At 71.3% G+C, this 13,479-nt stretch carries 10 protein-coding genes and 1 riboswitch; of the genes, 6 read left to right on the forward strand and 4 right to left on the reverse strand.

What is annotated here, in order from left to right; genetic code table 11:
* Together AOK17_RS28720 and AOK17_RS28725 are read right to left on the reverse strand one after the other, a co-directional pair.
* On the reverse strand, window positions 1-416 hold a 416-nt coding region (locus AOK17_RS28720), incomplete at its 3' end, for a DUF5682 family protein (RefSeq protein WP_425424646.1).
* Window positions 395-1,549, reverse strand: a complete 1,155-nt coding sequence (locus tag AOK17_RS28725; RefSeq protein ID WP_055615474.1) for an ATP-binding protein — start codon at window positions 1,547-1,549, stop codon at window positions 395-397. The genes AOK17_RS28720 and AOK17_RS28725, both read right to left, overlap by 22 nt.
* A 133-nt stretch (window positions 1,550-1,682) precedes the next feature.
* Here AOK17_RS28725 and AOK17_RS28730 point away from each other — a divergent pair, with 133 nt between their 5' ends.
* From AOK17_RS28730 to AOK17_RS28735, 3 genes are read left to right on the forward strand one after another with little or no spacing between them, the layout of a single operon-like run.
* Window positions 1,683-3,035 carry an SWIM zinc finger family protein gene (locus tag AOK17_RS28730; protein WP_055615475.1) on the forward strand — a complete coding sequence of 451 codons (1,353 nt, stop codon included), beginning with the start codon at window positions 1,683-1,685 and terminating at the stop codon, window positions 3,033-3,035.
* Entirely contained in the window at window positions 3,029-3,175 is a 147-nt protein-coding gene (locus tag AOK17_RS50880; protein ID WP_157881413.1) for a hypothetical protein, read from the forward strand. The genes AOK17_RS28730 and AOK17_RS50880 overlap by 7 nt, the downstream gene beginning before the upstream one ends.
* On the forward strand, window positions 3,172-4,830 hold the full coding sequence (locus AOK17_RS28735) for a DUF5691 domain-containing protein (protein WP_245697425.1): 1,659 nt from the start codon (window positions 3,172-3,174) through the stop codon (window positions 4,828-4,830). The genes AOK17_RS50880 and AOK17_RS28735 overlap by 4 nt, the downstream gene beginning before the upstream one ends.
* A gap of 164 nt (window positions 4,831-4,994) precedes the next feature.
* Here the strand turns inward: AOK17_RS28735 and icmB are convergent, their stop codons facing one another.
* Window positions 4,995-5,396: a coenzyme B12-dependent isobutyryl CoA mutase small subunit gene (gene icmB, locus AOK17_RS28740; RefSeq protein WP_055615476.1), complete on the reverse strand. Its 402-nt coding sequence runs from the start codon at window positions 5,394-5,396 to the stop codon at window positions 4,995-4,997.
* Between the two features lie 605 nt (window positions 5,397-6,001).
* On the opposite strand from icmB, the gene AOK17_RS28745 reads away from it, so the two are divergent.
* Entirely contained in the window at window positions 6,002-6,940 is a 939-nt protein-coding gene (locus AOK17_RS28745) for an esterase/lipase family protein (protein ID WP_055615481.1), read from the forward strand.
* Window positions 6,941-7,256: 316 nt separating this feature from the next.
* Window positions 7,257-8,978, forward strand: coding sequence for a M23 family metallopeptidase (locus AOK17_RS28750; protein ID WP_055615477.1), 1,722 nt, complete (start codon window positions 7,257-7,259; stop codon window positions 8,976-8,978).
* Window positions 8,979-9,135: 157 nt separating this feature from the next.
* Here the strand turns inward: AOK17_RS28750 and pcrA are convergent, their stop codons facing one another.
* On the reverse strand, window positions 9,136-11,649 hold the full coding sequence (gene pcrA, locus AOK17_RS28755; RefSeq protein ID WP_055615478.1) for a DNA helicase PcrA: 2,514 nt from the start codon (window positions 11,647-11,649) through the stop codon (window positions 9,136-9,138).
* A gap of 440 nt (window positions 11,650-12,089) precedes the next feature.
* Window positions 12,090-12,260, forward strand: a riboswitch (cyclic di-AMP (ydaO/yuaA leader).
* 7 nt (window positions 12,261-12,267) lie between these two features.
* Here pcrA and AOK17_RS28760 point away from each other — a divergent pair.
* Window positions 12,268-13,407 carry a C40 family peptidase gene (locus AOK17_RS28760; RefSeq protein WP_055615479.1) on the forward strand — a complete coding sequence of 380 codons (1,140 nt, stop codon included), beginning with the start codon at window positions 12,268-12,270 and terminating at the stop codon, window positions 13,405-13,407.
* The last annotated feature ends 72 nt before the right edge of the window (window positions 13,408-13,479 follow it).

The following is a 13,479-nucleotide window of genomic DNA, read 5'->3' on the forward strand; positions in this document are numbered from 1 at the left end:
CCCTCCCCCGATGCCTCCTTGTCCCCCTCGTTCTCCTTGTCCTCCGACTCCTCCCGTCCCCATGCCAGTGTGTGGGTGGCCGGGAGGTCGATGAAGCGAGCCGGCACCCCGTGGTCCAGGGCCCAGCGGATGGCCACCCATTCCGGCGAGAACTCGGCGAGCGGCCAGAACGCCGACCGCCCCGGCTCGTCCACGACATGTGCGAGAAGGGCGACGGGCGGCCGCATGTCCTCGTCGGCGGCCAGCGCGATCAACGCGTCGGCCTCCGGCGGCCCTTCGATGAGTACGGTGCGCGGGCCCGCCGCCTCCAGCGCGGCCCGTACGGCCCGGGCCGAGCCGGGGCCGTGGTGGCGCACCCCGAGCAGCAGGGGCCCGGTCCCCCCGTCGCGGTCGCTCACGCGCTCACCTCCCGGCAGGCGCGGTAGAAGTCCTTCCAGCCGTCGCGCTCGCGGACGACGGCTTCCAGATACTCCTGCCAGATGACGCGGTCGGCCGCCGGGTCGCGGACGACGGCGCCGAGGATGCCCGCGGCGACATCGCTCGCACGCAGGACGCCGTCCCCGAAGTGGGCGGCCAGGGCAAGGCCGTTCGTGACAACGGAGATCGCCTCCGCGGTGGACAGCGTGCCGCTGGGCGACTTCAGCTTCGTACGCCCGTCGGCGGTGATGCCGTCGCGCAGCTCGCGGAAGACCGTGACGACGCGGCGGATCTCGTCGACGCCGTCGGGCACCGAGGGCAGGTCGAGGGAGCGGCCGATCTGGTCGACGCGGCGCGAGACGATGTCGACCTCGGCGTCGGCGCTCTCGGGCAGCGGCAGGACCACCGTGTTGAAGCGGCGGCGCAGGGCGCTCGACAGGTCGTTCACCCCGCGGTCGCGGTCGTTGGCCGTGGCGATCAGGTTGAAGCCCCGGACCGCCTGCACCTCCGAGCCCAACTCCGGTATCGGCAGGGTCTTCTCCGACAGGATCGTGATGAGCGAGTCCTGTACGTCGGCGGGGATGCGGGTCAGTTCCTCCACCCGGGCCGTCATCCCCTCCGCCATGGCCCGCATGACCGGGCTGGGCACCAGCGCGTCCCGGCTCGGGCCGTTCGCGAGCAGCTGCGCGTAGTTCCAGCCGTAGCGGATCGCCTCCTCCGGTGTGCCGGCCGTGCCCTGCACGAGGAGCGTGGAGTCGCCGCTGACGGCCGCGGCGAGGTGCTCGGAGACCCATGTCTTGGCCGTGCCGGGCACGCCGAGCAGGAGCAGGGCCCGGTCGGTGGCGAGCGTGGTGACGGCGACCTCGACGATGCGGCGCGGGCCGACGTACTTCGGTGTGATCACCGTGCCGTCCGGCAGTGTGCCGCCGAGCAGGTAGGTCGCGACGGCCCACGGCGACATCCGCCAGCGGACCGGGCGCGGGCGGTCGTCCTGCGCGGCCAGCGCCGCGAGCTCGGCGGCGAACGCGTCCTCGGCGTGCGGCCGCAGCGCCTCGCCCTTCGCTGCTTCTCGCGTGTGCGCGGAGTGCTGCTGGCTCGGTTCGACGGACGTCTGGTCGACGGACACGGACATGGAGCGGTCCCCCTTGCGGCTCGGCCGGTTCGGATCTGGTTCCACCGTGCACTACGCCACTGACAATCGCCCTGACCTGCACAAACGAACTCGCCGGGGCCGATTGTCAGTGGTGGGACCTACCTTCGATGACATGACTCAGCAGGGGGTGCGCTGGACTGCGGATCAGGTGCTGGCACTGGCGCCTGACGCAGCGTCACGCAAGGCGGGCAGCAAGCTCGGCGCGGCAGGGCCGTGGTCGGAGGCGGGCAGTACGGACGAGGGGACGGTGTGGGGACTGTGCAGGGGAAGCGGCAGCAGGCCGTATCGGACGGTGATCGACATCGCGGACTCCACCGGGCCCGCGTACAAGTGCAGTTGCCCGAGCCGCAAGTTCCCGTGCAAGCACGCGCTGGGGCTGCTGCTTCTCTGGGCGGGCGAGGACGGCACGGTGCCGCGGGGGCAGGTGCCGGACTGGGCGGAGGAGTGGACAGAGGCGAGGAAGAAGCGCGCGGACGACAAACGGGCGGCGAGCGCGGCGGGTTCCCCGGCCTCGGGTGATCCGGAGGCCGCGCGGCGCAGGGCGGAGCGGCGGGCCGAGCACATCACCGCGGGGGCGGCGGAGCTGGAGCAGCGGCTGGCCGATCTGCTCCGGGGCGGCCTGGCCACGGCGGAGCAGGCAGGGTACGGGCTGTGGGAGGAGACGGCGGCCCGCATGGTCGACGCGCAGGCCTCCGGACTGGCCGCGCGGGTGCGGGAGTTGGGAGCGATCCCGTCGTCGGGCCCTGGCTGGCCGGTGCGTTTGCTGGAGGAGTGCGCGCTGCTCCATCTCCTCGACCAGGGCTGGCTGCGCCGCGAGCGACTGCCGGACGGCCTGGCCGCGACGGTCCGTTCACGGATCGGGCTGACCGGCTCGGCGGACGGCCCGCCGGTCCGCGACCACTGGCTGGTCCTGGCCCAGTACGACACGTCGGACAGCCGCCTCACCACCCGCCGCATCTGGCTGCACGGGGCGGAATCGGCGCGCCCGGTCCTGCTCCTGTCGTACGGGGCGGCCGGCCGCGCACCCGAACTGGCCCTGCCGGTCGGGCTCGCGCTCGACGCCGAGGTGTCCGCGTATCCGGGCGCGGGCCAGCTGCGGGCCGCGCTCGGTGAGCAGTTCACGCCTCCGGCGCCCACGACGATCCGCCCGCCGGGAGTGAGCGTGGCGCAGGCGGCGGCCAGGTACGGCGAAGCGCTCCGGGACGACCCGTGGCTGGACTCCCACCCGGTGACACTCGGCCGCGTCATACCCACCCCGGACGGCGACACCTGGCAACTGGCCGACGCCGACGGCGAGCTGGCGCTACCGCTCACCCCGGCGGCCCTGTCCGGCTCGGGCCTGTGGCGTCTGGTCGCCCTCTCCGGCGGCACACCGGTCACGGTCTTCGGAGAGTGCGGCCACCGCGGCTTCACGCCCCTCACGGCCTGGCCGGAGGGCCCGGGCGAGGCGGTGTCCCTGTGCTGACGACGACACCGCTCCAGGCCCCCTCGCGTCCTACGGACCCGACCGATGTGGCCGACCGGGCCGACCTGACCGATGTGACCGACTCGACCGACTCGACCGACGTGACGGACCTGGTGGATCCATGGAAGGGACTCACATGAACAGGACCCCCACTCCCACCGACACGGTTTCCACCGACACGGCCTCCGCGGACGCCTCCGGCGGGAGCCGCTGGGAGGAGCTCGTGACCGCGGCCCTCCTGGGGACCGCGCGGCGGACGCCGTCGGGGATCCCGGCCGGCCGGGAGGCGCCGACGGCGCTGCTGGACGCGGCGGCCGTGGAGACCGTACGGCGGCGGGCCGGGATGCGGCCGGGGCGGGCGGCGGCCCGGGTGGAGCCCGCGCCGGCGGACCCACGTCCGCTGTTGCCGCCCGCCGCCGCGCGCAGACTCGCGATGCTGCTCGCCGACCGGCCCGGGACGGGCGGCGGCAGTGGCGGTCGCAGAGGCTCGGCTCCCGACCTCATGGAGCTGCTCCCGCAGTGGCTCGCCACGGCGAACCGGCGCGGGTTCGCACCCCGCCCGGAGGCACTGCCCTCGCTGCTTGACGCAGCCCGGGGACGTACGGATCTACGGCCGGCGGTGCTGGCGTTCGCGGGGCCGCGCGCTCTGTGGCTGGCCCGGCTGAACGCGGACTGGCGGTTCGCGCTGCGCTCGACGCCGGGTGGCGGGGCAGCTCTGCCCGGGCCCGGGGAGCCCGATCGCATAAGGGAGTTGTGGGAGGAGGGGCTGTTCGCCGAGCGGGTCGCGCTCCTCTCGGGGATACGGGCCCGGGACGCGACGGCCGCGCGGGAGCTGCTGGCCACCACGTGGGCGACGGAGCGGGCCGAGGACCGGCTGATGTTCCTCGACTCGCTGCGGACGGGGCTGCACGCGGCGGACGAGCCGTTCCTGGAGCGGGCGTTGGCCGACCGGAGCCGCAATGTGCGGGCCACTGCGGCGGAGTTGCTGTCCGCACTGCCCGGTTCGGCGCTCGCCGGACGGATGGCGGAGCGCGCGCAGTCCTGCGTGGCCGTCGACCACACGCAGGGCACGCCGACGATAGCGGTCGAGGCGCCGCACGAGTGCGATCCGGGCATGGAGCGGGACGGAGTGCTTCCCAAGGCTCCGGCAGGGCGGGGTGAACGGTCCTGGTGGCTGGGCCAGTTGGTCGAGGCGGCCCCGCTCGGCACGTGGTCGCGGCGGCTCGGGGGACGTACGCCGGAGGAGATCGTGGCGCTGCCCGTGGCGGACGACTGGCAGGGCGAGCTGCATGCCGCGTGGTGCCGGGCCGCGGTGCGCCAGCGCGATCCTTCCTGGTCCAGAGCGCTGCTGGGCGTCCCCGCCGCGCCGGAGGCGGGCGGACCGGGTGCGGTGTCGCTGGCCGAGCGCGCCAAGCTGCTCGGCACGCTGGGGGCCGCCGAGCGGGCCGACTGGGTGGCGGGATTCATAGCCGTGCACGGCCTGTCCGAGGCGTTCCAGCTGCTCGGAGTGTGCACGGTGCCCTGGTCGGGACCCTTGGGGCGGGCGGTCGTCGACGCCCTCAACATCGCGAGGGACGCGGGCAGTTATCCATGGAGCTTCAGCGGCGTCATGGGCCTGGCCGAACGCTGTCTGGACCCGTCCGAGGCCCCTCACCTCGAAACCCTCACCGCCATCCCCGACGAACCGGAGAACGCGGCCCCCGGCGCCGGCAGTTACTGGGCGGAATCCTTCCAACGCCTGGTCACAACCCTGCGCCTACGAGCGGCGATGCAGAGAGAACTCGAGGAGGAGTAAGCACCGAGGCGTAGCCGGAACCAGGGCAGAGACGCACAGCACCTCGTAACGCCCTCACCCCTCCCACCCTCAAGGGGCGCGAGGAACCGCGCACTCCACCCCGACCAACCCGCACCCACAACACAAGCCAAGCCCCAACAACCCCCCGCCAACCCGGCGGAGCCCTACCGCACGTTCGCGCGAACCCACTCCACGATCGACGCCGTCGTCGCCCCGGGCGTAAAGATCTCCGCCACACCCAGCTCCTTCAACGGCGCGATGTCCGCCTCCGGAATGATCCCGCCCCCGAACACCTTGATGTCCTCCGCGTCCCGCTCCTTCAGGAGCTGAATCACCGCGGCGAACAACGTGTTGTGCGCGCCGGACAGGATCGACAGCCCGATCGCGTCGGCATCCTCCTGGATCGCCGTGTCCACGATCTGGTCGGGCGTCTGGTGGAGACCGGTGTAAATGACCTCCATACCCGCGTCCCGCAGCGCCCGCGCGATCACCTTCGCCCCGCGGTCGTGGCCGTCGAGCCCCGGCTTGGCCACCACCACACGGATCGGACCGGCTGCCACACCCATCACTGCCTCCATGAACCGACTACACCGATCACCGATCACCGATCTACCGACCCGCACAGCCCGCGATGATCCACGGACCTCTGCGGATCCCCGTGGGTCTCCGTGGAGATCCACCCGGACCTGTCCTGTACCGACTGATAGCACCCGGGGGCCGGGACGGCGACTCGCCGCCACCGCCCTCACGTCAGATATGCCCCGGTGGCACAGCGCCCCCGCACGACACGGCCCCGGAAAGTGAACGAACGTTATCGCCACCATCCCGTAACCGGCAGTTTCGCGGTGCGGACCGAGGGGGAAATCACACGGTGGGACAAGTTCGCCGCGCACGGTCCCGCATCACGCGGCACATGGGCCGCAGCCTGCGGCCGATGGACCGCGGCCGGACCGGGCGCAAGGGGAGCCGCTACGAGGTCGCCGCACCGCCGCGCCGTCAGCCGCGCGGCAAGGTGGTGCGGCGCATCGGCGATGGCACGACGACGGGCACGCCCGTCGCTCCACCGGCGTCACACACGCCGCACGTGCCCCTCGCCTTCCTCGTCACCGGCTTCTCACGAGGGCACACGGGGGCCGGAGTCGTCCTCCCGTGCGCCGACGGGAGGTCGGCCATGAAGGTCACCAGGGCAGTGTCGCCCCTTCTTCCACTCTGCCAGCGCCTGCTCCCCGGCAGAATCGCCGGGCTCTCGCTGGCCCTCCTGAAGGCGACGGCCCTGGAGATCGCGATCCTCGCGGGCCACCTCCTCCTCTATCCCACCGGCATCACCCCGGAGCGCCGCCCGGCCCCGAACCCACCCGGGACCCCGACCGACCTGGCCGACACCGGCACACGTACCGGCACCGGCACCGGCACCGGCAAGGAGAGGGGCGACACCACCCGTCTCCCCACCCCCACCAGGCCCCCGGTCGTCCTGCTGCACGGCTTCATCGACAACCGCTCCGTCTTCGTGATGCTGCGCCGCTCGCTGGCCCAGCACGGCAGGCAGCAGATCGAGTCGCTCAACTACTCCCCGCTGACCTGTGACATCCGGACCGCCGCCGAGCTGCTCGGCCGGCACATAGAGGAGATCTGCGAGCGCACCGGCCATCACGAGGTGGACATCGTCGGGCACAGCCTCGGCGGGCTGATAGCGCGGTACTACGTGCAGTGCCTGGGCGGCGACGTCCGCGTCCGGACCCTCGTCACGCTGGGCACGCCGCACTCGGGCACGCGGGTCGTCCCGCTGATGAACGCGCACCCGATCGTCCGCCAGATGCGTCCCGGTTCGGGCGTACTCGACGAGCTGTGCCAGCCGGCGCCGCACTGCCGGACCAGGTTCGTGAGCTTCTGGAGCGACCTCGACCAGTTGATGGACCCGCTGGAGACCGCGTGCATCGAGCACCCGGACCTGCTGGTCCAGAACGTGCGGGTGAGCGGGATCGGGCATCTCGCCCTCCCCGTGCACCCGGCCGTCGCGGCCGGCATCCGGCAGGCCCTGGACGCCGAGGAGGCGGAAGCCCGCCCGGCCGCCAACACCGCCGCCCACGCCGACGGCCTGACGGTGGCGTGACGGTGGCGTGACCGACGGACGATGACGCGCCCGGAGGCGTGGCCAACCGGAAGCGGCGGAGCGCAAGCGGCGCAAAAGCCAACCGGCACAACCGGAAGGCGCCGTCGAACCCGTTCAATCGGCCCCGAGGACCGACGTTTCTTCGAACATTCATCGAACGCCAGGCCAAAGCTGTGCCCGCCCTCCGCCGAAAGACGGCCGAATGCCCGTTTCCTGAGAGGAGGAAAGCCGCCGAAGATTGTCGCGCCCTCGTACCGCCGGGTACAGTCGCCGCACTGCTCTGCCAGCCCCTGTCGTCGAGGCGAAAGAGAAGTTGGTGAACGACCGTCACCCGTCGGGGACCGCAATTCCCCCGGCTCCGGCTCCCGAGGCCGCCTCGGCGCATTACGCGTCCTATGGCGAACAGGGCGTCCAGTACGGCGACTTCACCACGTACGACGGCTACTCCGCCACCGGTTTCGACCCCAACGCCTCCGGCATGTACGGCGCGACGGGCAGCTACGACACGACGGGCGCCTACGCGACGACGACCTTCGACACCGACCCCCTGTTCGGCGACCTCCCCGGCAACGGCGGCGGAACCGACGGCAGCGGCGCGGGCACGGGTTCGTACGACGCCACCCAGTGGGCCACCGGCAGTCATCAGACGCTGAACTACGACCCGTACGCGGCGCAGCACCACGCCGCGTTCGAGACCGGCAGCTATGACACGAGCGGTGTCTGGCAGGGCTCCGGTTACCAGCAGCTCGGCGAGATCCCGACGCAGGCCGGGAGCCCGGACGGCACCGGCCAGTGGGACGCGAACGCCTGGCTCCAGGCCGATCCGGTCGACCCCACCCAGCAGTGGACCGCGCCGACCTTCGAGACCGGCACGTACGACGCGACGGCGTGGAACTCGGACGGCGGCGACCAGAACCAGCAGAACCAGAACCAGAACCAGACTCAGGTCCAGCCCCAGATCCACCATCAGGCGCAGACCGAGCACGAGTCGTATCCGGCCGACCAGCACACGGCGTACGACCAGCACGCGTCCTACGACCACCAAGAGTCGTACGACGGGCACGAGTCGTACGACCAGCAGGCCACCACCGCTTTCCAGCAGGTCCCGTACGAGGAACAGGCCACCGCGGAAGGCGAGTTCACCCCCTCCGACGACGCCGACGCGGACTCCGGTACCGGTGGCCACGGCCACGACGAACCCGCTCCCTTGGACGACGTCGAGGAAACCACCTCCGTCGCCGACACCGCCGCCCCGGCCGGCCGCTCCGCGTCACGTGCGGCCGGCCGTTCCGCGCCCCGTTCCCGTCGTCGCCCCCCGCCGAAGCGTTCCGCCCTGCTGACGGTCGCCGTGCCCTCGGCGTGTGTGATGGGCGTCGCCGGAATCGCCGCCGCGTCCGTGACCGGCGGAAGCAGCAGCAACGACGAAGCGCGGACGACGGCCGCCGCGCCCGACGCGAGCGCCGTGAAGCCGGCTGCCGCGAACAACCAGCTGGACACCCAGCTGGAGAACCTCTCCGCGGACGCGGACGACTTCGCCGACCGGGCCAGCCGTACGCAGGAACGTATCGACTTGAAGGCCCAGCAGGCCGCCGACAAGCAGAAGGCGGCGGCGGAGGCGGCCCGCAAGGAGCGGTTGCGGCCGAAGTTCGCGCTGCCGGTCGCGCAGCACGGGCTCAGCGCGTACTACGGACAGGCGGGCATCAACTGGATGTCCGTCCACACCGGCATCGACTTCCCCGTCTCGTACGGCACGACGGTGATGGCCGCGACCGACGGGACCGTCCGGACGCAGTGGAACAGCGCGTACGGGAACATGGTCATCGTGACGGCCAAGGACGGTACGGAGACGTGGTACTGCCACCTCTCCACGTACAAGGTCGCCTCGGGTGCCGTCGTGAAGGCCGGGGACCCGATCGCGTACTCCGGGAACTCCGGGAACTCGACCGGTCCGCACCTTCACTTCGAGGTGCGGCCGGGTGGTGGCTCGGCGATCGACCCACTGCCGTGGTTGCGCAGCCATGGGCTGGACCCCTCCTAGGAGAGGCCCTGCTTGAGGCCGGAGTCCTGGGCGCCCCCAGACCCCCGTATCGGCCTGAACGGCCTCGTCCTCAATCGCCGGACGGGCTGAAAGTGATCGGCCCGCCCTCAAGCAGTCCCCAGCAGCCAATACCGCTGGGGACCACAGCACTTCAGCTCTACAGCTTCTCCACCGGTGCGTACCGCAGCAGCAACCGCTTCGGCTTCTCCTCGCCGAAGTCGACCGTCGCCTCGGCGTTCGCGCCTGTGCCCTTGACGCCGACGACCGTGCCGAGGCCGAACTGGTCGTGGGTGACGCGGTCGCCGACGGCGAGTGACACCACCGGCTTGTCCGAGGCGCCGCGTCGCGTCGCGAAACCGGACGCGCCCGAGGCCGCCGAGCGGGAGCGCGAGGAGGACAGGGAGGCCGCCACACCGGAGACCGGGCCGGAGGCCGCCGGGCCGAGGGAGCCCGTGCGCTTCCACTCCAGATGCGTCTCCGGGATCTCCTCCAGGAAACGGGACGGCGGGTTGTACGAGGGCTGGCCCCAGGCGCTGCGCATGGACGACCGGGTCAGATACAGCCGCTCCCGCGCGCGCGTGATGCCGACGTACGCGAGCCGGCGCTCCTCCTCCAGCTCCTTGGCCTGGCCGAGCGCGCGCATGTGCGGGAAGACGCCGTCCTCCATGCCGGTCAGGAACACCACGGGGAATTCGAGGCCCTTGGCGGTGTGGAGGGTCATCAGCGTTATCACGCCGGACCCGTCCTCCTCCTCGTCCGGGATCTGGTCGGAGTCGGCGACGAGTGCGACCCGCTCCAGGAAGGCGGAGAGCCCGCCCGGTGCCTCGCCCTCGCCGGCCTCCTGCTCGAACTCCAGGGCCACGGCGGCCAGTTCCTGGAGGTTCTCGATGCGGGTCTCGTCCTGCGGGTCGGTCGAGGCCTGCAACTCGGCGAGGTAGCCGGTCCGTTCGAGAACCGCCTCAAGGACCGTCGCCGGGCCTGCGCCCGACTCGACGATCGTGCGGAGGTCCTCCATCAGCGTGTTGAACTTCTTGACGGCGTTCGTCGAGCGGGACGCCATGCCGTACGCCTCGTCGACGCGGCGCAGCGCCTGCGCGAAGCTGATCTTCTCGCGCTGGGAGAGCGCGTCGATCATCGCCTCGGCGCGGTCGCCGATGCCGCGCTTGGGGACGTTGAGAATGCGGCGCATCGGTACGGAGTCCTCGGGGTTCGCGAGCACGCGCAGGTACGCGAGGACGTCGCGGACCTCCTTGCGCTCGTAGAAGCGGACTCCGCCGACGACCTTGTAGGGCAGGCCTACGCGGATGAAGACCTCTTCGAAGACACGGGACTGCGCGTTCGTACGGTAGAAGACCGCGACGTCGCCCGCCTTCGCGTCGCCCGCGTCCGTGAGGCGGTCGATCTCGTCGGCGACGAACTGGGCCTCGTCGTGCTCGGTGTCGGCGACATAGCCGGTGATCTGCGCGCCCGCGCCCGCGTTGGTCCACAGGTTCTTGGGGCGGCGCGACTCGTTGCGCTCGATGACCGCGTTGGCGGCGGTGAGGATCGTCTGCGTCGAGCGGTAGTTCTGCTCCAGCAGGATCGTCGTCGCGCTCGGGTAGTCCTCCTCGAACTGGAGGATGTTGCGGATGGTCGCGCCGCGGAAGGCGTAGATCGACTGGTCCGCGTCACCCACCACGCACAGCTCGGCCGGCGGGAGGTCGTGCGCGCTCGGCGGGACGTCCACGGGGTGCTCGGAGGTGCCGACGAGCTCGCGGACCAGGGCGTACTGCGCGTGGTTCGTGTCCTGGTACTCGTCGACCAGGACGTGCCGGAAGCGGCGGCGGTAGTGCTCGGCGACGTCCGGGAAGGCGCGCAGGAGGTTGACCGTCGTCATGATCAGGTCGTCGAAGTCCAGCGCGTTCGCCTCGCGCAGGCGGGACTGGTACATCACGTAGGCCTGGGCGAGGGTCTTCTCGAAACCGTCGGCGGCCTGGGCGGCGAAGTCCTCCTCGTCGATCAGCTCGTTCTTCAGGTTCGAGATCTTGGCGCTGAACGACTTGGGCGGGAAGCGCTTGGGGTCGAGGTCCAGGTCACGGCAGACCAGGGCCATGAGGCGCTTGCTGTCGGCGGCGTCGTAGATCGAGAAGGAGGAGGTGAAGCCGAGCTGCTTCGACTCGCGCCGCAGGATCCGTACGCACGCGCTGTGGAAGGTCATCACCCACATCGCGTTGGCCCGCGGCCCGACGAGCTGCTCGACGCGCTCCTTCATTTCGCCCGCGGCCTTGTTCGTGAAGGTGATCGCGAGGATCTGGCCCGGGTGCACCCTGCGCTCGCCCAGCAGGTGGGCGATCCGGTGCGTGAGCACACGGGTCTTGCCGGAGCCCGCGCCTGCCACGATGAGCAGGGGGGAGCCGTGGTGGACCACCGCCGCGCGCTGGTTCTCGTTCAGCCCGTCCAGGAGCGCGGCCGGGTCCACGTGCGGCCGGGGGGCGCCGTCGCGGTAGTAGCCGTCCCGGCTGGGCGGCACGTCGAAGTGGCCGCCGAACAAATCGTCCGGAACGGGCCCCGACTCCGGCGCCTCGTCCTCGGGCGGCGGCGGGGGCTCGTCCTCGTGCGGCGGGGGCTCCTCCTCGTGGGCCCGCGAGGGCTTGAGGTCCGCCAGGAAGCTGTCATCAAAGAGGCTGCTCATCGCTCTCCGAGTCTAGGCGCCCCCACTGACAGCCTGCCGCCACCTTGGAAACTCGACGGGGTCGCTCCGCGGGGGTGCGGGTTTCCGTGGCTGCTCGCCTTGAGTTTCGTCACCCTCCGGTGGAGGTTCGCAGCGGTCCGTGATCAGGCGGTCCGGCTGCGGCTTCGGCTGGGATTCGGGAGCAGTGTGTCGTGGGTGCGGGTCGGCTGTGGTTGGCGTGCACAGTTCCCCGCGCCCCTGAAGGGGCGCTGCAGTGGGCCGGGCTTCATCTGGTGGACAACTCGGGCCAGACCCATCTGAATTGGTTACCGCGCGTCGGGCCCAAGGCTAAGGTCACGAAAATGTATCGGGCATATCGCGCATCAAACTTCACAGGGGCCACAGGAATTAGCTAACTTTTATGTGGGCCGCACGACCCGCACCGGCGAACACGCCGGGCCGAGCGGCCTCCGCCGAGTCCGGTACGCCCTCGTGGCCGACGGAGCCGGGGACCCACCGACCTTGGGGTGAATCGGTCCAACTCCCTTCGGGGAAACGGACCGTAGGGCAAACCTTCCGGAGCACCCGCCCGAACCCGACAGCTAACTCGGTAGGCGGACGACGGAAGGAGACGCCCTCGTGGCGCCACACCGCAGGTCCCGGCCCCCCAGTCCCATGGGCATACGGACTCCGGCCATCGCCACCGCGGCCCTGACCTCGGTGGCCCTCCTCTCCCAGACGGCGAACGCGGCCCCCTCCGAGGAACCCAGGCCGAGCCTCGAGGAAGTCGAGAAGAAGGTCGGCGACCTCTACCGCCAGGCGGAGACGGCCAGTGAGAAGTACAACGCGGCCAAGGAGAAGACCACCAAGCAGAAGAAGCGCGTCGACACCCTCCTCGACGACGTGGCGCGCCGCACGGAGAAGCTGAACGACGCGCGCGAGGAGCTCGGTACGTTCGCCGCCGCGCAGTACCGCACCGGGGCCGCCGCCCCCGACACCGCCTCCCTCCTCCTCGCGGACAACCCGCAGGACTACTTCGACCAGACCCAGCTGATGGACCGGCTCACCAGCCGCCAGAAGCAGTCCGTCGACGACTACGTGACGCAGCAGACCGCCACGACGGAGAAGCGGCGGGAGGCGTCCGAGAGCCTGGAGACGCTCACCAGGACGCAGAGCTCGCTGAAGACGTCCAAGGCGGACGTCCAGCGGAAGCTCGCCACCGCGCGCGACCTCCTCTCGAAGCTGACCACCGAGGAGAAGGCGCGGCTCGCCGCGATCGAGCGGCAGAAGCAGGAAGAGGCCCAGCGCAAGGCGGACGAGCTGGCCCGCCAGCAGGCGGCCGACGCCGAGCGGCGGCGCCAGGAGGCCGCGCAGAGCACCGGGACCTCCACGGGCACGGGGACCTCCGGGTCCGGCTCAGCCGCCTCCACCGCCAAGGCCGACAAGGCGCTCGCCTTCGCCCGCGCCCAGATCGGCAAGCCGTACGTCTGGGGCGCGAGCGGCCCCGGCTCGTACGACTGCTCCGGCCTCACCCAGGCCGCCTGGAAGGCCGCCGGAGTCACCCTCCCGCGCACCACCTGGGACCAGGTCAAGGCCGGCACGACGGTCTCCGTGAACAGCGCCCAGCCCGGTGACCTGGTCTTCTTCTACGACGACATCAGCCACGTCGGCATCTACATCGGCGACGGCATGATGATCCACGCGCCCAAGCCGGGGGCGTACGTCCGCGAGGAGTCGATCTACTACATGCCGATCCACAGCGTGGTGCGCCCGGCGTGAGGAGCCTCGACTTCGTGAGGGGCTTTTCGTAGACCTGAGTGGAAATGGGAGAGGGCACACGCGCGTGTGCCC

Source organism: Streptomyces phaeochromogenes, from assembly GCF_001418655.1.
GTDB classification, from domain to species: Bacteria; Actinomycetota; Actinomycetes; order Streptomycetales; family Streptomycetaceae; genus Streptomyces; species Streptomyces phaeochromogenes.

Excerpts from the sequence above, each read along its gene's own strand:
- pcrA (WP_055615478.1), bottom strand. The coding sequence starts at position 11,649 with ATGAGCAGCCTCTTTGATGACAGCTTCCTGGCGGACCTCAAGCCCTCG.
- icmB (WP_055615476.1), bottom strand. The coding sequence starts at position 5,396 with ATGGGTGTGGCAGCCGGTCCGATCCGTGTGGTGGTGGCCAAGCCGGGG.
- AOK17_RS28730 (WP_055615475.1), top strand. The coding sequence starts at position 1,683 with ATGACTCAGCAGGGGGTGCGCTGGACTGCGGATCAGGTGCTGGCACTG.
- AOK17_RS28725 (WP_055615474.1), bottom strand. The coding sequence starts at position 1,549 with ATGTCCGTGTCCGTCGACCAGACGTCCGTCGAACCGAGCCAGCAGCAC.
- AOK17_RS28735 (WP_245697425.1), top strand. The coding sequence starts at position 3,172 with ATGAACAGGACCCCCACTCCCACCGACACGGTTTCCACCGACACGGCC.
- AOK17_RS28745 (WP_055615481.1), top strand. The coding sequence starts at position 6,002 with ATGAAGGTCACCAGGGCAGTGTCGCCCCTTCTTCCACTCTGCCAGCGC.